This window comes from Knoellia altitudinis, from assembly GCF_042666355.1.
Taxonomy (GTDB): domain Bacteria; phylum Actinomycetota; class Actinomycetes; order Actinomycetales; family Dermatophilaceae; genus Knoellia; species Knoellia altitudinis.
Map to the genome: position 1 here is coordinate 495,041 of NZ_JBHTDK010000001.1, position 23,211 is coordinate 518,251.

The following is a 23,211-nucleotide window of genomic DNA, read 5'->3' on the forward strand; positions in this document are numbered from 1 at the left end:
CTAGTGGTGGTCAGGTTGGGTGCCGATGGCAAGGTGGCGGTATTCAACTCCGGTGGCACGACCCACGTGTTGATGGATGTCGCGGGGTGGTACGCGGCAGGACCAGCGGCCGACGCCCAGCGAGTGACCTATGCGCACGATGCGGACGGTCAACTAACTGGAGTATTCGACAGCAGTGGAGCCGGTGCGCGATACGTGTACGACAGGGCTGGGAACATGACGTCGGTACAGCGGTTGCCGGCTGATCAGATGGCTCTGTCAGAGGTGTCCGTTCAATCTGCACGAAGGGGCGCGCCAGTCACGTTGTTCGGTACCGGCTTCGACGCATCGACAACGGTCGCCTTCAATGGCGTCGTGGCTGCGCCGACCTCCGCCACGGCGAACCGGATCGTGGTCAAAGTGCCCTCGACGGCGACGACGGGGCCACTCACCATCAGCAATAGTGCGGTATCTGTTCCTGGCGGAAACTTCCGAGTAGATACGACCCCTGCCCCAGTGATAACCACCGTGACACCAAGCATCGTCAATCCCGGTGGATCGTTCACTTTGACCGGCACAGGATTCGCGACCGCGGCCGCGGAGGACGTCGTGTACGTCGGCGGTACCCAGGCAGTCGTCACTGAAGCCAGCGCAACGTCACTCAAGGTGCAGGTGCCTCCGTTCCGGGCATCTGGACGGATCACCTTGCGCACCCAAGCAGGTCTCGCGGTCTCGCCAACCGTCCTAACCCAGGCGCCCGCCCCGTACATCGCCGCGGATGTCGGCTGGACGGGGCGGCTCACAGCCGGGGCAACGACGGCTGTCGTGGTGCCTGCCACGAAGATCGCCGTCGCGACCCTTGAGATGACTGGCAGTCAGCGCACGCGCCTGACTATCGCCGCGAATACGTTCACAGGCTGCGTCGATGTGCGGGTGCTCGCACCAGGTGGACAGCCCGCATGGCGCTCGAGTTGCGCGGCGGCCGGCGATTCATCGCCCACGCTTACACCGACGACCGATGGCACATTCGTGGTGCTCGTCGACCCCCACGGTTCCGCCGGGAGCCTGTCGCTCGCTCCGAAGTCGGTGACCGCGGACGCTACGCGATCCTTGACGATGAATGCGGCCGCATCGCCATTGACTGTGACTGCGGGCCAGCGCGCCGTCTTCACGTTTGCCGGCGTTGCGCAGCAACGCGTCGCCGCAGCCATCGACTGGTCATGGACCGGGTGCACCGACGTGCGTCTGGTCTCGCCGACTGGTGCTCCGTTGTACGCCCTCCCTTGTGGCGGTGGTGGGGAACAACGACTACCCACGGCCACTCTTCCGACGCGTGGCACATATCGCATCATCGTGGATGCGGATGGCGAGGGTGCCGGCACCGCAAACGCCGCAGTGAGAACCGTGCCGGTCGACGCGAAAACGCCACTCACCCTCGACGGACCGGTCAGCTCCGTAATCACAACAAACAGCGGGCAACGAGCCACGTTCACCTTCGGCGGCACTGCAGGGTCGCGGGTCTTCATCCACGTGACATCACAGTTTGGTTCGCGGTGCCCCGACGTCACATTGCGCGGTCCGGACCAGATCCCGGTCGCCTCGTCAGCAGAAGACATCATCTCGGAAACCGGGAACTGCACCTCTTGGCTCGACACGGTGCTCCTCGCTCGCCCGGGCGACTATGAGCTCGTGGTGGACCCGAAGGACCTCGGCCACGGACAAGTGAGCGCTAGGGCGCTGCTAGTTCCGGCCGACGTGGTCCTTGCAAGCGCGGCCGACGGAACGTCCAGGACCGTGACGACCGTCGCAGGCCAAGGCGCACGGGTGACCTTCGTGCTCGCAGCGGGTGACCACGTCGCACTGACGGCCACCCCCACCTGGGCTGGCGACTGCCCCATGGAGGGTAGGCTGCTCGACCCCTCAGGCACCGAGGTTGGGCGATCAGCGTGCGGTGCAAACTTGGGATTCCAGGAGCTCGTAGCAAGCGATGCGGGCACGTACACGCTTGCCCTGAACCCCGCCGCGGACTCCGCAGGCAGCACGGCCGTGAGGATCTTCCACTCAACGGAGGCCACTGCGGCCGCCACCGTCGATCTCGGCAGCGTGAGCGTCGTGACCGGCCTGGCCCAGACCGCAGTCGTGTCCTTCACGACCAGCGTTCCACGGGTGTTTATCACTCTGCACGACACCTATGCGTCAAACGGATGCACGACGTACGACCTCGTCGACACCGCAGGACGTTCTCTGGCGTCAGCTGGGTGCTTCACTGCCGACGGTTTTATTGACACAACGTCTCTAGCCACCCCAGGTACCTACCGCGTGCTCATCGATCCGGCTGGCGCGGCCACCGGTGCCAGCACCGTAACCCTGACTTCCGTGCCAGCGGACTCCACCGCTGCCGGGTCGGTCGCGGGCCCAGCCGTCACTCTGTCGACGACCAAGCCCGGCCAGGGCGCACGACTCACGTTCACGGGCGCGGCAGCGCAGCGGATTCGCGTCACGACCCAGGCGACGACCTACTCGCAAGGGCCGACAGCCGAGTTGCTGGACCCCACAGGGGCAAGCATCGACGCTGGCACTCTGAGCATGGGTAACCCGTGGGACGTGGTGCTGGACGCAGCCGGGCTCTACACCGTTGTCGTTGACCCGTATGGTGGCGACACGGGTTCCGTGCGGGTTGCGCTTTCGCTCACACCTGCCCCAGCCACGTTGCAGTTTGCTCCACCTGACGACTCAGCGACCGAAGCGGGCCGTGAATCGGATGCGAGCCCAGGAACCGCACTGACCGGAACGGTTCGCGACCAAAGCGGCCGCCCACTACCCGGCGTGACTCTTCGCATCGAGGCCAACACCGCGATAACGAACGCGTCCGGCAACTTTGAGCTGCGTCGACTGCCAGCTGGCACGCGAAGCCTCGTCATCGATGGGCGCACGGTTGCCGGCCCACTTCACTACGGTGTCTTCCGGACACCCGTCCACCTGCAGCCGCATCAGCGGAATCGCTTGGGGTTCACCTCGTACCTCGGGCCCCTAGACACCGCGCACGAGGTGCCGGTGGTCATGCCCTTGCAGAGGGACGTAGTCATCATGAATCCCGACATCCCAGGCCTCGAAGTCCGCCTCAGCAAGGGCAGCATGGTGCTCGACGCCGACGGTCGGCCAGTATCCAAGCTCGGAATCACAAGGGTGCCGCTCAACCGCACCCCGATTCCCCTACCTCGCGGCGTGGCCGTGCCCATCTTCTGGACCATTCAACCGGCAGGCGGCAGCATCGATGGACCGCCCGCGCGCGTCGTCTACCCTAACCTGCAACACCTTCCCCCCGGCGCCCGCGTCAACTTCTGGCACAACGACGCCGCGCCGGATGACTTGGACGGCTGGCAGACGTACGGGCACGGAACGGTCGATGCCAACGGCACACAGATCCGTCCTGACTACGCCGCGCGAATCCGAGACTTCGACGGTGCAATGATCAATATCCCTGATCAGCCGCCAGCGGACGACGCGCCCCCACCTTGTCAAGATGGCAGTTGCGGTGACCCGGTCGACCCGGCCACCGGCCTATTCACTTTGCACGAGACTGACCTGGCCCTTCCAGACATTCTGCCGCTCACCGTGGCTCGCGGGTACAACTCAGCTGACACCCACGACCGGGCGTTCGGGATCGGCGGGAACGACATCTACAGCGCGTTCATCTCCTCGGACACTGATGAACTCACGTCCGACAGTCGATACGCTGACGCCGAAGTAAACTTCAACGACGGTCGTCAGGTTCGGTTTGCACGAGTGTCGCCGGGAACGTCGTTCGACGATGCGATTTTCCAAGCCGTCTCGACCCCAAGCGCGATGAACCGAGCCGTTCTGGCCTGGAACGGTGACGGATTTGACGTCACCACCAACGAGGGGATCGTCTCTGTGCATGGGGACCACATGCCGCTCCAACAGATCCGGGACATTCACGGCAACGTTGTGACCATCGCGCGGGAATTCACGGCAGATAGTGGGCGTGGTGTCGGAAATGTCGTGGACGTGCGTTCACCCAACGGCAGGTGGGTCCATTACGACTATGACGCCACCGGTAAGCATGTTGTAGCGGCGATGGACAGCAGCGGGCGCTCGACCACGTATTCCTACGATGCGTCTGGACACCTGACGACTGTGACCGATCCGATGGGGCAATCAACTGTCTACGGCTACAGCGCACAGGGTCGCATATCCACCATCAAGGACAAGCGCGGTTTCATACGGGTGACGAACACTTACGACTCTTCAGGGCGCGTGACCCGTCAGGTTTACGCCGACGGGGGTCAGTACACGTTCAACTACAACCTCACAGCAGCGGGCGCCATGGCTGCCACACTGGTGACAGACTCGGCTGGTGTTGTGCACCGGCATGGATTCGATGGCTATGGGTTCCTCACCTCGGTAACCGACGCCCTTGGGACACCGTTCGCTCGCACGATGACAATGCTTCGTGATCCGATGACCCATGCCGTCACACGTATCACCGATCCACTCGGTCGGGCGGGAAGCATTACCTATGACGCTGATGGCAATATCACGGCGGTCACCCGCGCTTCGGGCACCAGTGCGGCGGTGACCACGCGCGCGACATTCGTTGGAAGTCCATTGCCCGGAAGGCAAGACACGACGGTGGACGGCCTCGGCCACGTGACGCGATACACGTACGACGATCATGGCAATCTCACTCGCTTGACCGACCCGATGGGGCGCGTGTGGAACGCGACCTATACCCGCGACGGCACTCAGGAGACAGTGCAGGACGGCACCCTCGCTCCCAGGAGATACATTTGGGCCTCAGGCATGCCACTCTCCGTCACCGACCCCTTGGGGCACGTCACGCGGACCACGTATGACAGTGCCGGCCGAGGCATTGCGGTGACTGACGCGGCTGGTGCCGCCCACCGACTCACATTCGACCGTTTGAACCGCCCCCTCACAAGCACCAGCCCACTCGGCTCAACTCTGAAGGCTGCCTACGACGCCTCCGGAAATCTCATTCGAGTCACGGACGCGTTGGGCCACTCAACCGCCTTCGCCTACGACAGCATGGACCGGCCGGTGACTCGTACCGACGCACTAGGAGCGGTTGAAGAGACCAACTACGACCCGGCGGGTCGTCCCACGGCCTCGACAGACCGCCGGGGACTGGTGACCGAGTACGCCTATGACGGGCTTTCCCGCCTGCAACGTCTGGGGTACGGCCGAACTGGCGCGACGCCGCCGTATGCCTATCAGTCCACGCTCGCGTTGTCATACAACGCATCTGACGAGCTCCTGACCGTCGCCGACTCGGCGTCCGGGAGTGGGACGATCAGTTATAGCTACGACGCCCTCGGACGGGCAACGGGCGAGTCGCGGGCGGGCCAGAGTGTGGCATATGTCCTAAACGCCGCCGACCACCGAATTCGGACGACGGCCAGTGGCTTCAGCCCCGTCGAGTATGTCTATGACGCGAGCGGCCGCTTGACCGCTGTTAAACAAGGCGCGAATACGGCGACCCACACATACGACAACATGGGGCGGGCCACCAGCGGGACTCTTCCAGGGGGCGTGACCGTGACCCGAACCTTTGACGATGCTTCGCGGCTCACACAATTGGAGTACGCCGCCACCGGCAGGAGCACACCACTCCTCGCGCTCGAGTACCATTACGACGAACTTGGACGGCGTTACGGGGATGGCGGGTCATCTGCAGGCACCAATTTGCCCTCGGCCGTTGGATCTGCCACGTACGATGCGATGAACCGGCTCACTTCCCGCGATGGGTCGAGCTTCGGCTTCGACGCCGACGGAAACCTGCTGACCTCGGCAAGCAGCAGTTATCAGTGGAACGCACGTGGCGAGCTGGTGGCCACCACACTCGAGGGACAAACGACAACATTGGCCTACGACGGTGTCGGCCGGCTCGACAGCACGACGGTGGGCGGATTGCGTCACGGCTTCCGGTATGACGGGACAAGCATGATAGGCGAACTAGAAGGCCCGGCCGCGTTGTCGCAACTAGTCGCCTCCTATATGAACGCACCGGGCCTTGATCAGGCCATCACACGAACGAGCAGTGGTGGGACCCAGACGATGCTCACAGACGTACAGGGCACCGTGTTGGCACTGACCGAGCCGGCGAGTCCTGAGCTCGGCGCCCAGTACTCCTACGAGCCCTTCGGGCGCGCAACAAGCACGGTGCCGTCAGATCCAAACCCACTGCGGTACACAGGCAAACCCACAGGTCCGGGTATGCCTCCGGGACTTCAGTACAACCGGCACCGCTTCTACAGCCCTGATCAGCAGCGTTTCGTCAGCGAAGACCCTTCGGGCTTCAATGGGGGTGACGCGAATCTCTACGCCTATGTGGGAAACCATCCCGTCGATGCAACGGATCCCTCCGGCCTAGGCGAGAGCTTCAGCAACTGGTTCAATGGATGCAACCGCCTTGAGCAAACCATCAACAATCTTCGCAAGCAGGTCATGGAAAAATCTCAGGAGTGGGAAGCGAACGAAGGCATCGGGGGCGGAGGAGCACTTCCGCAATGCCATCCCAATGGCAGTATCCTTCCCCTGTGGTCAACTCGAGGCGGCCACGCCGTTTCCATAGAGAAGTACAAATCTGATCTCCGCGCGGCGGAAAAGAACTACTCCGACAAGTGTGGTGGGCCACCCCCGACTCCGCAGCCGGTCGTAATCTACAAGCCTGCCCCCAGTTCGACGAACTCCGGCTCGTCATCGTCCGACGCGGCCACGGGAGCGGCTGCTGTCGGAGCGACGATGGGGGCAGGAGCCCTTGTGTGGTGGCTGGCCAAGGGCCTGTCACCGGTCTGCGGCCCGGCGCTTCCCGTGTGTGCTGTCGTCTTCTGAGACTTGATGGGGTAAGCCTCCCGCGTCCAATGTCGGAGGTCGACGACGTCGCTCCGCAGGACCGCCAGCCCAGCAACCCAAGCAAATCCTCCTTGGGTACTTGTCCCCGCCTGGACTCCCAGACTGGCATTGGGAAAGGCCCGCGGTCGTCGATTCAGCTGACCCAGCGTCGCGAGGAGCTCAGGGCTGCCGCACATGCTTGCCGCTGATGTGGGCACTCGACTGCTCGATAGCGTCAGGACAACCAGACGTCTCAACATGAGGCGTCGAGGTCTGCTGCCGGGGCCGTACCCGGTCAACGTCGGCTGAAATTGGACGCCTGGTGCAGCCGACCGTTGATCCAGTTCAGCGATCCTGCGTTCGCAGCCTCAGAGCCCCCGGGTTGGCCATACGCAACCCCGTCTTAGCTCAAGATCGTGGCATGACCACGAGGCGTATCGCAGTTACGTTCGAAGGGTCCGCGGTGGACGCGCGTGCGCTAGCAAGAGCGATCCAGTCCATAGTCGAAGCCAATCGGGTAGGGCGGGGAACTGTCTTTATCGAGGGCTTTGTGATGAACCCGGGAGACAAGTGGCACGTGGAGACCCGCAGATCACAATCACGGAGCAGTAGTTCAGCGGCGTAGAGCCTTCGCCAAGGTCCTCATTTGGCGGGCGAACGCCTGCGGCACGGCTCGACCCGCGCGAACGGCGCTGTGTCTCCGTGTCCGGAGGTTCTCGCTGGGCTGGACCATCGGGTCTAAAACGCCCGCGTCGCGAGGTCGACTGAGGCGTCTGGCGTCACAACCCCGTCACTTCAACGGGCCGTGCCGAGTCGGTCGTTGTCCCGTTTCCCAGAGTCCCAAACAAGTTGCTTCCCCAGCAGTAGGCACGCACCCCCGACACCGCACAGGTGATTCCGCCACTGAAGACGGAATTATCGGCGAAGCCGGCGAGTCCCCCCACGTCGACCTGCCGCGTTGCCCCCAGCATCCCAGTTACGCGCGTGGGATTGATGACGTCAGCGGAAACTGTCCCGGTGCCGATTTCTCCAGATTCGTTGGTGCCCCAGCAGTAAAGCCCACCCATTGCTGTCACGGCACAGACGTGCGCCGATCCTGATACGACCGAAACGACTGGATCAGAGATTCCCGTCACTCGAACTGGCGTGCTCGTCGGCGTTCGCGTCCCGTTTCCCACTGAACCGTTTCCATTCATTCCCCAGCAGTGCACGGATCGATCATCTGCCAGAGTGACGCAGGCAAGGTTATCTGCCACTGCAACGCTTGCGACTGCGCGATCCACCTTCGCGACACGGACAGGAACCAAGTTTCTTCCCCCGTCGGGATAAATGTGTGGCCCCCAGCACCAGAGGGAGCCGTCGCCCTTCACGGCACATGCGGTACCGCTACCACTGCTCGTACCTGCGCCGACAACCACCTGCTGGACATCGTTCAGCCCTGATACGGTAGCGGCGTTCGACCGATCCTGGGTGGTTCCGTCACCAAGCTGCCCATTAGGATTCCAGCCCCAACACTTGACCGTCTTATTGAGCATCAAAGCGCAGCCACTGACGCCGTCACCGGAATATCGGTCGACGTCCGCCTCGAGCCCAGGGATCTGCGTCGGCGTCGCCGCGAAGAATATGTTGTTGTAGCTGCCCCAGCACTTTACTGCTCCCGCTACAAGGACGGCACATGTGCCGTTACCTCTGGAAGTGATGTGTCGAACCCCAGCACGCAAACCGGCTACTTGGACCGGTGTCGTCGTGGAGGGTGGGTCGAAGCCACCACTGCCAATGGAAGAACCTGCTCCCCAGCACTTCACTGCGCCAGTCGCCAAGAGCGCACATGAGGAGTCGTCTGACACGGCGACCTCCAATACGTCCCCGGCGCTAACGAATCTTAGGGGTAGGGTCTTGCTGGTTTTCAAGGCTTTTGAGTCGGTGATGGTAAAGGTGGGGTTGGCCAAGGCGTTCGCGATAGGGGTTCCGGTGATAGTCCCCGTTATGGCATCGAGTGCCAGGCCCGAGGGGAGTCCGGTGACGGTCCATCGGTAGGGGGCGGTACCACCGCTGCCGGTCAGGATGGCCGAATAGGATTCACCCACTAGGCCGTTTGGCAGGGTAGTCGTCGTGATGATGGGTTTCGATCCGGTATACCCGCCGGGTGCGCGACCAAGCTCTCCAGAATAGACGACTGCTTCGGCGAGGGTGTATTCGGCCTGGACGAGGAAGAGGATGTCGAGGGTGAGGGACGCTTGTGCCTTGACGCCGAATTTGATGGTCCACCAGGGGTTGGCGTTGGTGTTGGCGGTGACGTCGATGTAGGCGAGGGCGCTGATTTGGGGTCCCGCGAGGCCAGCGAGTTTGAGGCTGACGGCTGGTCCGGATCCGAAGGTGACGGTCCCGGTGGCGGCGTTGGGGGGGGTGTAGCCGGTGGTTTTGCTGTTCGCGTGGACGCGAGTCGGGGACTGGCCGTCCCACCAGTCGAAGCCGTCGGTCGTTGTGGTTGCGTGGTGGACCGCGGTGGTGATGCCCGCGCTGATGCCGAGCTCGATCTTCCAGCCCGCGTCCACGGTGAAGGGCCCGATCATGCCGAGCTTGGCAGTGGGTGATGACCAGGTGCACGTGCTGCCGACCGTGACGTCCACGGATCCTTGGTAGGTCAGGGAGGTGGTTGTTGTGGCGCGTAGGTGCGCTCGTTTGCCGGGCCCCCAGTCGGCGAGGACGGCTACGCGCATGTCGGCGGTCGCGGACACAGACACACCGGTGGTCAGTCCGTTGGTGCAGTCGAGGGGGATGCCTGCGGAGGTTTCGGCTGCACCTTGGGTTCGGGCGCTGTCACCGGCAGCGGTGGAGGTGAGGAGGGGACTGTTGTTGGTGGTGACGCCTTCGATGTGCCCGCTGGGGAAGGCTTCCTGCATCGGGACGCTCTGGACGGTGGTGGTGGTTCCGTTGACCGCAGTGACCTTGCCGATGAGTCCGTCGCCGTTGCTTCCTCCGGGCGGGAGGTACACGTACTGACCGGTCACGGCCGGTGTGGCCACGCTACTGGTGATGGTCCCGGTGCCCCCCAACCCGGTAGGGCCGGTGACGGTCTCTGTCACGGAGTCCGGGACGATGACCGTGTTCGAGTCGTGGGTGAGCGTGACGGTTCTGGGGATCGTGAAGTAGCCGGCTACGTCGACGACGAGGTCGGTAGAGGCGGAGCTGTACACGGTGACCTTGCCGCCGGTTCCGACCTTGACGGTGGTCGAGTTGGCGGCCGTCGCGCCGGCCCCGAAGTTCACGGTCGAGGCCAGAGGGCGGGTGACCCCGCCGGGGTAAGTGGTCAGGTACCCCGACGTCGACGGGTTCACAGCGGTGACGTTGAGCTCGACCGCGGCGACCCCATCCACGGCGACCCCCCCGACCCCGGTGGTTTGGAGGGTGAGAGCGCCCCCAGCAGGGATGCGCGCTTTCGTTGCGCCGGTGCCATACCGGGTGTCAACCAGACGAGACGGGGTCAGCGGCACATAGTCCGACGCTGTCGGGATCCAGCCGGCGACATCGACGAGGAGATGGGTCGAGATCGAGGTGTACAGCGACACCTGCCCGCCCGTGCCGACCTTCGCGAAGACCAGGCCGGCGACGGTCCGCCCTGCCGCATAGTTCACGTTTGACGCTGTCGGCTGCTGCGATCCGGTGGGGTACTGAGTCAGGTACCCGGCACCGGCCGGTGCGACTGCGGTGACCGTCAGCACGACGGCGGCCACGTTGCTGGTCGGGACGCCACCCCTGCCCGTGACAGTGATACTGGTTGTCGACCCTGACGCAGGTCTCGAGGTCGTACGAGTGTCGATCAGGCGGGCCGGGACCACAGGGTTGTACGGCGCCCCCACCGGGTAGTACCCGGCCACATCAGCGATCACATGGGCCGAGGTCGAGGCGAAGAGGTTCACCACCCCGCTGCTGCCCACCTTGATCACGACCTGGTTGGCGACCGTCTGTCCGGCCGCGTAGTTGACGTTGGACGCCGTGGGCCGGGTCACGCCGTTCGGCCAAGCGGTCACATATCCCGCACCGCTAGGACTGGTCACCGTCACATTCAGAGTGACCGCGGCGACACCCGACGCCGGGACACCACCGCGACCGGTCACGCGAAGGGCAGTGGTGGACCCGGCACGGACCACACCTGTCGGCGCACCGTTGCCCGTCCGCGTGTCCAACACCCGAGCCGGCGTCAACGACACAAAACTGACACTGCCCTCGGTATACGTCGCTACCTCGGCCGCGGTCGACCCGCGGGCCGTGTCCGCCTGCCCCACAGCCGGGCTGACCGACACCAGGACAGCACCGACCAGAGTCGCTACCAGCGCCCGGACCGGACGCCTCAAAGCGAACCGTCGCATCGTGACTCCGAACACCCGGGGGGCACAACACTTCGGCCCAATGACCACAAACTAGGCCACACCCCGCGCATGGCGCAGCCGAACACAGAGATAGATCGACAGTCCGGCGGTGGCGCCGAGCCGACGGCCGACGACCCGCGGGAGCGCTCTGAAGCCCATCCGGGCGCCAGCCGGTCGTTGATCCAGATCTCCTCGACCGTCGGGTCGTCGAAGTACTGCTGGAGCGGTCCGAACCCGGCGACGGTGTCCCACACGGACTTCTCGGCGCGGGCCACATCGACGAGCACCGGCATACCCCCGTGCACCGAGCGCTGGTCGTAGTCGGCCACGGCATCGCGAACGAGCCGCTGCACGGCCTTGGGGTCGCGCGCGGGATCGAGTCCGGAGCGTCGAATGAGCTCGCGGACCTCGGCCTCAACGGTACGCACGGCGTCCAACGGGACCCCTCCCCCCAATGCTCGCGCTCACCGCACTGGCTCACGCGTCGATGTTGATCTCTCGTCGACGATCTCTCGTCCTCGTCCCCGCCATCCAAGCAAGATTTGCGAAGGCGACCGTGCAGTTGTCCACAGGCCCCCACAGAACTGTTGACCACAGGGTAACCAGAGTTGGCAGAGTCGTCCTGTCGAGCAGACGCCACTGCGGCCCTTGGGAGCCGACGAGGAGCAACCCGGACGACCCTCCCCTGCTCGTCACGCTGGGCAGGCCTGTGCCGTAGGAGGTTTCGCGCCCGGTGGCGCACCAGGTCACGGTGAACGCTGGAAGCGGTCCATGGTCAAGAGGCGGCTCGCGCTCAGCGGGATCTCGGATCGGGCGTCCGAGGTCGAGCGAACGACCGCCATGGTGCCGTGCTCCGGGAGTCCCCTTGCCGACTGATGCCTTACGCCTCGCCGATCTCTCGGACTCCAACGCCCCGGGCCGGCGCACGGCCCAGTCCTCGACGCGTGCCTCCCGGGCTGGAGGGTTGTGCGTCTCGACAGGGCTTTGCCGCGCGAGCGTTTCTGGGCTTCTCCCGGCAGTAGGGTCCGATTCATGCCGACGACCAAGTCCGAGAGCCGCACGCGCACCATCGTCGACGTGCTCCAGGAGTCGTTCGGTGAGGCGATGGCCGCTCACCCGACGGCATACCGGCACAAGTTCCGGCGGATGGCGCACGACCCGCACTCCTTCTACCGCGGCTCCGCCGGTCTGTTCTACCGGGACGTCACCCGGATGGACGCCCCCTACGTCGACGAGCGGTCCTCCCGCATCTGGGTCCACGGCGACCTGCACGTCGAGAACTTCGGCACCTACCTCAACTCCGCCGGCCGGCTGGTCTTCGACGTCAACGACTTCGACGAGGCCTACGTCGGCCACTTCACCTGGGACCTGCTGCGCTTCAGCACGTCGCTGGCACTGCACGGCTGGCAGAAGGCGCTCCCTGACGAGGAGGTTCGCGCGCTGATCGAGACCTACCTGCGCTCGTACCTGCGCCAGGTCAACCACTACCGCAGCACGCCCGACGACACCGACTTCGCGATCCGCCTCGAGAACGCTCGCGGCCCCGTGCTTGCTGCCCTGCGGCAGGCCCGCGAGGTGCGCCGGGTGGACGTGCTCAACCAGCTGACCACGGTGGAGGAGCACCACCGGCTCTTCATCGTCAAGGACGGGGTGCGCCGCCTCGGCAAGGCGGAGCGCGCGCGGGTGTTGGGAGCCTACGAGGGCTACCTGTCGACGATCCCCGACGACAAGCGCAGCCGCATCCCCGTCTTCTACGACGTGCGCGACGTCGTCTCCACCGTCACCCACGGCATCGGAAGCGCCGGCCTCACGAGCTACAACCTGCTGCTCGAGGGCCACAGCCAGGCTCTCGAGAACGACGTCGTCGTGCAGATGAAGCAGGCCAACGTGCCGGCGCTCAGCCGCTTCATCGACAGTGCCGACATCGACGCGGCCTTCGAGCACGAGGCGCACCGCACCGTGGTCAGCCAGCGCGCCCTCCAGGCGCACACCGACTCCCTCCTCGGGCACACGACGATGGACGGAGTGGGGTTCGTCCTGTCCGAGATCTCGCCCTACGAGGTGGGGCTGGCCTGGTCGGACCTCGACGAGCCGGACGAGATCGGCGTCGTGGTGCGCCAGCTGGGGCAGGCCACCGCCAAGATCCACTGCGCCTCCGACGAGGACAGCGACCAGCACCTCGTGACCTTCCAGGTCGAGGAGGCGATCGCCGGTCCGCTCGAGGGAAGGCGCTCGGAGTTCACGACGTGGGTGGTCGAGCAGGCGATGGCGTATGCCGCGCAGGTGCACACCGACTACCCCCTCTTCGTCGAGGCCTTCAAGGAGGGACGCGTCGGGCTGGACGCCGTCTGAGCAGGGCGAGACCGGGCGCCCCCGGGAATAGGAACCGCCCCGCCCGCTTTGATGCCTGACATGACTACCTCCGCACGCGCGACCGACCTGCTCGCCCTCCACCGAGCCCCCGAGCTCCTCACCGTCGTCAACGTCTGGGACGCGATCTCGGCCAAGGTCGTCGCCGACGTGCCCGGCACCAAGGCCTTGGCGACCGCGAGCCACTCCATCGCCGCGACCCTGGGCTACCCCGACGGCGAGGTCATCCCCGTCGAGGAGATGCTCGACATGAGCCGCCGCATCGTCGAGGCGACCGACCTGCCGGTGAGCGCCGACCTCGAGGGCGGCTACGGCGACGCCGCCGACACCGTCCGTCGCGCGATCGGTGTCGGGATCGTCGGGGCCAACCTCGAGGACCAGATGAAGCCGCTCGCCGAGGCCGCCGCGCAGGTGGAGGCCGTCATGGCCGCTGCCGCCGCCGAGGGCGTCCCGGACTTCGTGCTCAACGCGCGCACCGACGCGTTCCACCTCGGCCGCGACCGCGACCGCGCGGTCGTGCTCGCCGAGGCGGTCGAGCGCGGGAAGGCCTACCTCGACGCCGGCGCCCCCGTCGTGTTCGTGCCGGCGATCCTCACCGAGGACGAGATCGTCACCCTCGTCGACGCCTTCGGGCCGCAGCGCCTGACGACCATCGCCATCCCCGGGACGCCGTCCCTCGCGCGCCAGCAGGAGCTCGGCGTCGCCCGGGTCTCGCACGGTCCGCTGTCGCAGAATGTCGCTCTCACCGCGCTGCAGGAGCTGGCCGAGGAGGTCCAGCGCGGCGGCGGCGTGCCCTCCTCGATGCGCATCCTCAACTAGGGCGGTCACGCCCGGGCGCACGCAACGCGCGTGACGACGGCAGCCCGCTGACGGCATACCTCTCAGGGGTTGTGTGTCGTAGGTTTGTCGCCCATGGGGCGATCAGCGCAGATCACCGGATCCGACGACGACGTCGACCGCACGGCATCGGTCGACGAGCTCATCGGCGAGTACGACGAGGAGCGACCCGGTCGTCGACTGTCGCCCCGGCTCGACCAGGCCCTGACCGCAGTCTGCTTCGCGGTGTCGATGTTCGTGCTCTACCAGGTGTTCTCGCCGCTGCGACAGGGCGGCCAGTACTACCTCATCCTCTTCCTCGCGGCCGTCCTCCCCCTCGTCTTCGTCTGCTACCGGGCGACCCGCCGACGGGGGGCCCGCGTCCGCACCACCCAGGCGGACGGCAGCCAGGGCGATGACAACCCGGGCGTGCTCGACTGGGCGCTGGCCGCCCTCGCGCTCTTCGTCTGCCTCTATCCGGTGCTGCCCGTCACGATCGGTGACGGTGGCGGCGGCTTCAACGCCTTCCTCGACCGCCAGGGGTCCCTCGGCGCCGTCGACGTCGCCATGGGCACGTTGCTCATGCTGCTCATCCTCGAGGCCTGCCGCCGCACGACCGGCCTCGTCCTGCCGATCGTCTGCGCCATGTTCTTCGCGTTCGCCTACTACGGCGGGTTCCTGCCAGTGTCGTGGTCGATCAGCCACGCGGGCATGAACTTCGGCGACATCATCAACGGCTTCTACAACGACGCGTCGGGCTTCTTCGGGATCCCCCTCGACGTCGCCGCGACCTACATCGTGCTCTTCACGATCTACGGTGCCGTCCTCGAGGCCACCGGCGCGAGCCGCTTCTTCATCGACATCTCGTTCGCGGCGTTCCGCAAGAGCTCGTCGGCGCCGGGCCGCACCGTCGCCCTGAGCGGCTTCCTCCTCGGCACCGTGAGCGGCTCCGGCACGGCGACGGCGGTCAGCCTCGGGTCCGTCTCGTGGCCGATCCTCAAGAAGGCCGGCTACCCCCGAGAGGCGGCCGGCGGCATGCTCGCCGCGGCGGGCATCGGCGCGATCCTCTCGCCCCCGACCCTGGGCGCCGCGGCCTTCATCATCGCCGAGTACATCGGGGTCAACTACCTCGAGGTCCTGCTCTGGGCCACGATCCCGACCGTCCTCTACTACCTCGGCATCATCCTCGCCGTGGAGATGGACGCCCGGAAGTTCGGCGCCCGCGAGGTGCACATCTCGACCCGCAGCGCGTGGCAGCTGCTGCGGCGCTTCGGCTACCACTTCCTCTCGCTCTTCGTCATCGTCGCGTTCCTCGCGCTGGGAATCCCGCCCTTTCGCGCGGTGGTCTATGCGACCGTCGTCGCTGCGCTCTTCGGCCTCGTCGAAAGGGTTGTCTCCGGCCGCGATCCGCTCGACCCTGACGCGGAGCGACTCCCGCCCCGACGTGCACTGCCGGTGTATGCCGTGCAGCTCTATCGCGGTCTGGCCGCCGGTGTCCGTTCGGTCCTGCCGGTCGCGTCCGTGTGTGCGGCAGCGGGCATCATCACGTCGGTCATCGTCAAGACCGGCATCGGCCAGTCGCTCGCCTCGATGCTCGTCTCCGCGGCGGAGGCCATCACGAGCAACCCCACCGGGGTGCTCATCCTCACCGCCGTCTTCGCGGCCGTGGCCATCGCCCTCCTCGGGCTGGCCGTGCCCGTCACGGCGTCGTTCATCATCGCGTGGGTCGTCATCGGGCCGGCCCTGCAGACCCTCGGAGTCAGCCCGCCCGAGACGGCGATGTTCATCTTCTACTACGCCGTCCTCTCGGAGGTCTCGCCTCCGACGGCGCTCGCTGCCGTGGCCGCCTCCGCCATCACCGGCGGCGACGCCATCAGGACGATGTGGCACGCCTGGAAGTACACCCTGCCCGCGTTCCTCGCTCCCCTGGCGTTCGTCATCACCGACAACGGCTCGCACCTGCTCATGCAGGGCGACGCCCTCTCGATCCTCTGGACGACTGTCGTCTCGATGCTCGCGGTGGGCGCGTTGGCCGTCGTCACCGGCGGGTGGCTCTTCGGACCCGCCAAGCCCGTCGTGCGCGCGCTCTGCGTCCCCGCGGCCGGCCTGCTGCTCTACCTGCAGCCGTTCTCGATCGGCGCCGGGCTGGCTTTCCTCGCCGCCGCGGTGGCCCTCGCGTGGGTGACGAAGGCGAGCACACGGCATACCCCACCTGTTGACCGACCCACCACCACACTGGAGGAAAAGGCATGAGTCGCAATCGAATTCGCACAGCGGTCCTCGCGACCGCGACCATCACCGCGCTCACCCTGACGGGCTGCGGGGGCAAGCAGGACCGCACGAGCGACACGGCCGCGACCGGGGCGTCAGGCGGCGCCAACGACTGCACGGCGAGCGCCGGCCAGATCACCATCGCGACGGGCAACAGCACCGGGGTCTACTACGCACTGGGCGGCGGTCTCGCGCAGGTCATCAGCGCCAACACCGAGCTCAAGGCCACGGCGGCCGAGACGGGTGCGTCGGTGCAGAACATCCAGCAGCTCGTCGACAAGAAGTACGACATCGCCTTCTCGCTCGCCGACACCGCCGCCGACGCGGTCACCGGCAAGGGTGCGTTCGAGGGCAAGACGGCCGACGTCAAGGCGCTCGCCCGGATCTACTCGAACTACACGCAGGTGGTCGTGTCCAAGAAGTCCGGCATCACCAAGGTCGAGGACTTCAAGGGCAAGCGCATCTCCACCGGGTCACCGAAGTCGGGCACCGAGGTCATCGCCAACCGCCTCATCCAGGCCGCCGGTCTCGACCCGGCCAAGGACGTCTCGGCGCAGCGCCTCGACCTCACCAAGACCGTCGACGCGATGAAGGACGGCAGCATCGACGGGCTCGTCTGGTCCGGCGGTCTGCCGACCGGTGGCATCACCGACCTCATGACGGCGATGAAGGACGACGTGCAGTTCGTCGACATCACGCCGCTGCTGCCGAAGCTCAAGGACGTCAACCCGGTCTATGCCGAGGACGTCATCCCCGCCGCGACCTATGGCACCCCGGCTGATGCCAAGACGGTCGTCGTCCCCAACGTGCTGCTCGTGCGCTCGGACATGTCGGACGCCAACGCGTGCGCGCTGACCAAGCTCATCTTCGACAAGAAGGCCGACCTCGAGAAGGTGCACCCGGCCGCCAAGGACCTCGACCCGGCCACGGCCAAGGAGTCCGACCCCGTCGAGCTGCACCCCGGGTCCAAGAAGGCGCTCGACGACCTCGGCTGATCGAGCATGGGCAAGGTGTTCTCCCGTCCGGTGGTGCTGCTCCCCCTGGGGGTCGTGCTGCTGGTGGTGGGTCTGCTCACCGGGCTGGGCGCTGTCGGTGCGTGGCGCTGGGGCGGGGTCGTCGAGGACGGCCGGGCTTGCGGGGCTGGGCGGGAGGACATGTGCCTGGTCCGTGACGACGTCGCGATCGACGGACCGAACTCCTCCTGGCGCAGTGCCGGCAACGACTGGACGCTCACGCCGTCGTCCGGACCCACGCACGAGGTGGCGCTGCCCGGCCGAGCCTCGGACGAGCTCGGCGACGCCACCGAAGCAGTGATGCTCTCGCAGCCCGACGGCGACGTCGTGGGCGTCGAGGCCGGTGGGCGGAGCGTGGGCACGACGTGGTTCGGCGCCTACGGCGTGCTCCAGCGCGTCGGTCTGGGACTCCTCGGCCTGAGCCTGGGCGGAGGGCTCGTGGTCGCGTCGCGTCGGATGCGGCGCGCGACGGGCTCGTGGGTCGAGCACGAGCCGCTCCAGCGGCACGGGTCCGCGGCGTTGGCGTTGCCTGTCGTCGTGGGTTTCGTGCTATGGATCGTGCCGCGCTTCCTCTGGTGAGCCGTGGGCAGCCCACCGGCCGGTCTCACCAGCTCGACCCGACAAAGGGGCGCTCCGCCCGAGCTGGCAACTCGGGTCGAGCGCCCCTTTATCGGGTGACCCGATAATGCGGCAGCTGGCCGTCAGGCGGTGGCGACGAGCCCGAGGCTGGCGGGAGCGGCGAGCCCGGGGTGCTTGGGCAGGACGCGCACGGTGTAGCCGAACGCCCCACTCGTCTTGAGCACGAGATCGCCGGAGAACTGGTGGCGGCCGTGCTCATAGCTCTCCGTGTGCTCGAGCGACAGCGTCGTGACGTCGTGCAGGTCGTCACCGCGGTGGTTCGTGCGGCCGTGCGCAACCTGCACCTCGACGTCGGCGGGGTCCAGACCGTCCAGTGAGACGTAGGCCCCAACGTGGAGGGTCTCACCGATCTCGGGGCTGTCGCCCAGGCCGGATGACTCGATGTGGTCCACGCTCACCTTGGGCCAGGACGCCCTGACCCGCGTCGCGTAGGCCGCGAGGTCGCGAGCGCCCGCGAAGTCGTCGCCCTTGAGCGCCCACCCGGCGCGGGCCGCGGGCACGTAGAGGCGCTCGGTGTACTCGCGCACCATGCGGCTCGCCCGGACCTTGGGGCCGAGGGTCGAGACCGTGTGCATGACCATCGCGAGCCAGTTCTGCGGGAGCTTGTCGTCGTCGAGGTCGTAGAAGCGCGGAGCCACCTGGTTCTCGATGAGGTCGTAGAGCGCGTTGGCCTCGATGTCGTCGCGACGGTCGGGGTCCTCGACACCGTCGGCCGTCGGGATCGCCCAGCCGTTGTTGCCGTCGAACCACTCGTCCCACCAGCCATCGAGGATCGAGAGGTTGAGGGCCCCGTTGAGCGCAGCCTTCATGCCCGACGTCCCGGACGCCTCGAACGGACGCAGCGGGTTGTTGAGCCACACGTCGCAGCCGGGGTAGAGGTGTTGCGCCATCGCGATGTCGTAGTTCGGGAGGAAGGCGATGCGGTGACGCACCTCGGGGTCGTCGGTGAACTTGATCATCTGCTGGATGAGCTGCTTGCCGGTCTCATCGGCAGGGTGCGACTTGCCGGCGATGACGATCTGGATCGGGCGCTCGGGGTCGAGCAGCAGCTTCTTGAGGCGGGCCGGGTCGCGCAGCATGAGCGTGAGCCGCTTGTAGGTCGGGACCCGACGGGCGAAGCCGATCGTCAGGACGTCGGGGTCCAGGATCTCGTCGGTCCAGCCGAGCTCGGCCGTCGAGGCACCGCGCTCGACCCACGAGGCGCGCACGCGGGCCCGGGCCTCCTTGACGAGCTGCTCGCGCAGCTCACGCTTGGTGGCCCAGACCTCGTCGCGCGGCAGCTCGGCCATGGCCTTCCACGAGGCCTCGCTGTCGAGCACCGTCGTGTCGACGGTGACGTCGTCCGTATGCCGGTCGGCCAGCTCGTAGACCTTGCGGTCCACCCAGGTCGGGCCGTGGACACCGTTGGTGATGCTCGTGATCGGCACCTCGTCGGCGTCGAAGCCCGGGAAGAGGCCGTCGAACATGTCGCGACTCACCACCCCGTGGAGCTTCGAGACGCCGTTGGCGCGCTGCGCGATCCGCAGCCCAAGGACGGCCATGTTGAACATGGCCGAGTCGCCACCCTCGTAGGTCTCGGCGCCCAGCGCCAGCAGCCGGTCGACCGGGACGCCGGCGGGAGCGAGGTCACCACCGAAGTAGATCTCGATGAGGCGGCGCTCGAAGCGGTCGATGCCCGCCGGGACCGGGGTGTGCGTCGTGAAGACCGTCGCACCGCGCACGGCCTCGAGCGCCTCGTCGAAGCTCAGCCCGGCACCGGTCACGAGCTCGCTGATCCGCTCGATCGCGAGGAAGCCGGCGTGGCCCTCGTTGGAGTGGTAGACGTCGGGCGTGGGCGCGCCGGAGAGCCGGGACCACAGGCGCAGCGCGCGGACCCCACCGACACCGAGGAGCATCTCCTGCTGGAGCCGCTGCTCACCGCCACCGCCGTAGAGGCGCTCCGTGACCGCACGGGCGGCCTCGTCGTTGCCCGGGACGTCGGAGTCGAGGAGCAGCAGCGGGACGCGACCGACCTGGGCCCGCCACACCTGGGCCCGCAGCTCACGGCCACCCGGCAGCTTGACGACGACCGCGCACGGGGTGCCGTCCTCCTCGCGCAGGAGCGAGAGGGGCAGGCCGTCGGGGTCGAGGACGGGATAGTCCTCCTGCTGCCAGCCGTCGCGGTTGAAGCTCTGCCGGAAGTAGCCGGTCTTGTAGAACAGTCCGACGCCGACGATGGGCACACCGATGTCGGAGGCCGCCTTGAGGTGGTCACCGGCGAGGATGCCGAGGCCCCCGGAGTACTGCGGCAGCGCCGCGGCGATGCCGAACTCGGGGCTGAAGTAGGCGATCGCCGCGGGCGCACCCTGGTCGCCCTGCTCGCCGGCCCACTGCTGGTACCAGCGGTCCTCACCGAGGTAGCGCTCGAGCCCCTGCCTGGCGTCCTCGACCCGGGCGACGAACGCGTCGTCGGCGGCGAGGCGGTCGAGCTCCTCGACCGGCGTGGCCGAGAGCATGGCCACCGGGTCGGCGCCGACCGCGGTCCACCGCCCCGGGTCGATGCTCTCGAAGAGGTCGCGCAGTGGCGGGTGCCAGCTCCAGCGCAGGTTCATCGCGAGATCGCCCAACGCGGCGATGCGGGTGGGCAGGACGGGGCGGACGCTGAAGCGACGGATGGCCTTCACGAGGCGTCATCCTAGGGTCACTTCGCCGATCCGCGGAAACGTTTACTCACTTCGCCCTCTGACATGCGGTGATGCGGCGAGAAACCGGCGTCCCGCCGGCGGCGATACGCGCGTTGAGGCGTGGACGACTCGTGATCAGGGCGCCCGGGACGATAGCGTCGCACTGTGACCGCGACCCCCCTCAGCACTCCGCCCCAGACCCCGATCGGACGGATCCCCGTCCTCGACATCTCCCCCATCGTCGACGGTGGTGCGCGACCCACCAAGTCCGTGGTCGGCGAGACCTTCCTCGTCGAGGCGACGGTCATCCGCGAGGGGCACGACGCCGTCAGCGCGTCGGTCGTCCTCACCGATCCGGACGGCACGGACCACCTGACGCAGATGGTCTGCACCAACCCCGGTCTTAACACCTGGGAAGCCGTCGTCTCGGCCGACCGGACCGGCCTGTGGACGTTCCGCGTCGAGGGCTGGTCCGACCCGTTCGGCACGTGGGAGCACGACGCCACGGTCAAGATCCAGGCCGACGTCGACACCGCCCTCATGCTCGCCGAGGGAGCGGTGCTCCTCGACCGCGCCGCCGAGACCGAGGACCGCACCCCCGCGGGCCGGGCCACCCTCGCGGCCGGTGCAGCCGCCCTGCGTGACGAGACCCGCCCACCCCAGGTCCGTCTCTCGGCGGTCACCCACGGGCCGGTGCACGAGGAGCTGACGGGCACCCCGGTGAGGGACCACGTCACCCCGAGCACGGCATACCCGCTGCTCGTCGAGCGTCAGCTCGCCCTCACCGGAGCGTGGTACGAGTTCTTCCCCCGCAGCGAGGGCGCCCTCTACGACGAGGAGTCGCACACCTGGCGCAGCGGCACCCTGCGCACCGCCGCCAAGCGCCTCCACTCGGTCGCCGGCATGGGCTTCGACGTCATCTACCTCACCCCGATCCACCCGATCGGGCAGGCCGCCAAGAAGGGCCCGAACAACACCCTGGACGCAGGTCCCGAGGACCCCGGCAGCCCCTACGCGATCGGCTCCGCCGACGGTGGGCACGACGCGATCCACCCCGACCTCGGCACCTTCGACGACTTCGACTTCTTCGTCGGCGAGGCACGTCGGCTCGGTCTCGAGGTCGCCATGGACATCGCGCTGCAGTGCTCCCCCGACCACCCGTGGGTCACCGAGCACCCCGAGTGGTTCACGACCCGCGCCGACGGCACGATCGCGTTCGCCGAGAACCCGCCGAAGAAGTACCAGGACATCTATCCGCTGAACTTCGACAACGACCCGGCGGGGGCCTACGCCGAGATGCGCCGGATGATCCAGGTCTGGATCGACCACGGGGTCACGCTCTTCCGCGTGGACAACCCGCACACGAAGCCGGTCGAGTTCTGGCAGTGGCTGATCCAGGACGTGGCCCGCGACCACCCCGACATCATCTGGCTCAGCGAGGCCTTCACGAAGCCGGCCATGATGCGCACCCTCGCCAAGGCCGGGTTCCAGCAGAGCTACACCTACTACGCCTGGCGCAACACCAAGCCGGACCTCGAGGAGTACGTCACCGAGCTCGCGACCGAGACGGCGCACTACATGCGGCCGAGCTTCTGGCCGACGACGCACGACATCCTCACGCCCTACATGCAGTTCGGCGGGCAGGCCGCGTGGAAGCTGCGCGCTGCGCTCGCGGGCACTCTCGTCCCGACCTACGGCATCTACACCGGCTACGAGCTCATGGAGCACGTCGCCCGCCCCGGCGCCGAGGAGCAGATCGACAACGAGAAGTACCAGTACCGCAACCGGCGGTGGGAGGACTACGAGCCGGGCGGCGAGCGCGAGGGCCAGTCGCTGGCCTGGTACCTGCGTCGCCTCAACGAGATCCGCCGCGAGCACCCGGCCCTGCACTGGCTGCGCAACGTCACGTTCCACCACGTCGACGACGAGAACATCATGGCGTTCAGCAAGCGCCGCGCCGTTCCCGCCGACGAGACGACCGGCGTCCCGGCGCACGATGACGTCGTCATCGTCATCGCCAACCTCGACCCGCACAGCACCCGCTGGAGCCGGGTCGTCTTCGACATGCCGGCCCTCGGCCTGCACCCCGACGAGGGCTTCCGCGCCCACGACCTCATCACCGACCAGTGGTGGGACTTCCTGCGGGAGGCCATGGTCCACCTCGGACCCGACCACGAGCCGGTCCACATCATCGAGCTGAAGAGGTACTGACGA

10 protein-coding genes are annotated in these 23,211 nt (G+C 66.9%); 7 read left to right on the plus strand and 3 right to left on the minus strand.

Annotated elements, in window-relative coordinates:
- The first annotated feature begins 216 nt into the window (after positions 1-216).
- Entirely contained in the window at positions 217-6,855 is a 6,639-nt protein-coding gene (locus ACFQW8_RS02305; RefSeq protein WP_380088566.1) for an RHS repeat-associated core domain-containing protein, read from the plus strand.
- A 779-nt stretch (positions 6,856-7,634) separates the two neighbouring features.
- Here the strand turns inward: ACFQW8_RS02305 and ACFQW8_RS02310 are convergent.
- Both ACFQW8_RS02310 and ACFQW8_RS02315 read right to left on the minus strand, forming a co-directional pair.
- A complete protein-coding gene (locus tag ACFQW8_RS02310; protein WP_380085364.1) occupies positions 7,635-10,865 on the minus strand; it encodes a putative Ig domain-containing protein in 3,231 nt (1,076 codons plus the stop codon).
- 341 nt (positions 10,866-11,206) lie between these two features.
- On the minus strand, positions 11,207-11,653 hold the full coding sequence (locus tag ACFQW8_RS02315) for a hypothetical protein (RefSeq protein WP_380085366.1): 447 nt from the start codon (positions 11,651-11,653) through the stop codon (positions 11,207-11,209).
- A 604-nt stretch (positions 11,654-12,257) separates the two neighbouring features.
- On the opposite strand from ACFQW8_RS02315, the gene ACFQW8_RS02320 reads away from it, so the two are divergent.
- The 5 genes from ACFQW8_RS02320 (at position 12,258) to ACFQW8_RS02340 (ending at position 18,274) form a co-directional block, all read left to right on the plus strand.
- Entirely contained in the window at positions 12,258-13,577 is a 1,320-nt protein-coding gene (locus ACFQW8_RS02320; RefSeq protein ID WP_380085367.1) for a DUF2252 domain-containing protein, read from the plus strand.
- A gap of 60 nt (positions 13,578-13,637) precedes the next feature.
- Positions 13,638-14,414 (plus strand): isocitrate lyase/PEP mutase family protein, encoded by a 777-nt coding sequence (locus ACFQW8_RS02325; RefSeq protein WP_380085368.1) that lies wholly within the window; start codon positions 13,638-13,640, stop codon positions 14,412-14,414.
- Positions 14,415-14,507: 93 nt separating this feature from the next.
- The gene (locus ACFQW8_RS02330; protein WP_380085369.1) at positions 14,508-16,664 is read left to right on the plus strand and encodes a TRAP transporter permease; all 2,157 of its coding nucleotides are present in this window, start codon (positions 14,508-14,510) and stop codon (positions 16,662-16,664) included.
- Positions 16,661-17,677 (plus strand): TAXI family TRAP transporter solute-binding subunit, encoded by a 1,017-nt coding sequence (locus ACFQW8_RS02335; protein WP_380085370.1) that lies wholly within the window; start codon positions 16,661-16,663, stop codon positions 17,675-17,677. The genes ACFQW8_RS02330 and ACFQW8_RS02335 overlap by 4 nt, the downstream gene beginning before the upstream one ends.
- Before the next feature lie 6 nt (positions 17,678-17,683).
- Positions 17,684-18,274, plus strand: a complete 591-nt coding sequence (locus tag ACFQW8_RS02340; RefSeq protein WP_380085371.1) for a hypothetical protein — start codon at positions 17,684-17,686, stop codon at positions 18,272-18,274.
- A 122-nt stretch (positions 18,275-18,396) separates the two neighbouring features.
- Here ACFQW8_RS02340 and glgP read toward each other — a convergent pair whose 3' ends face one another.
- Complete coding sequence (gene glgP, locus ACFQW8_RS02345) at positions 18,397-20,997, minus strand: alpha-glucan family phosphorylase (RefSeq protein WP_380085372.1); 2,601 nt, start codon at positions 20,995-20,997, stop codon at positions 18,397-18,399.
- Between the two features lie 165 nt (positions 20,998-21,162).
- Here glgP and ACFQW8_RS02350 point away from each other — a divergent pair, with 165 nt between their 5' ends.
- Positions 21,163-23,208, plus strand: coding sequence for an alpha-1,4-glucan--maltose-1-phosphate maltosyltransferase (locus ACFQW8_RS02350; protein WP_380085373.1), 2,046 nt, complete (start codon positions 21,163-21,165; stop codon positions 23,206-23,208).
- Positions 23,209-23,211 lie beyond the last annotated feature (3 nt).

Coding starts and splice junctions, on each gene's coding strand:
- ACFQW8_RS02340 (WP_380085371.1), top strand. CDS start 17,684: ATGGGCAAGGTGTTCTCCCGTCCGGTGGTGCTGCTCCCCCTGGGGGTC.
- ACFQW8_RS02320 (WP_380085367.1), top strand. CDS start 12,258: ATGCCGACGACCAAGTCCGAGAGCCGCACGCGCACCATCGTCGACGTG.
- ACFQW8_RS02325 (WP_380085368.1), top strand. CDS start 13,638: ATGACTACCTCCGCACGCGCGACCGACCTGCTCGCCCTCCACCGAGCC.
- ACFQW8_RS02335 (WP_380085370.1), top strand. CDS start 16,661: ATGAGTCGCAATCGAATTCGCACAGCGGTCCTCGCGACCGCGACCATC.
- ACFQW8_RS02330 (WP_380085369.1), top strand. CDS start 14,508: ATGGGGCGATCAGCGCAGATCACCGGATCCGACGACGACGTCGACCGC.
- ACFQW8_RS02305 (WP_380088566.1), top strand. CDS start 217: ATGACGTCGGTACAGCGGTTGCCGGCTGATCAGATGGCTCTGTCAGAG.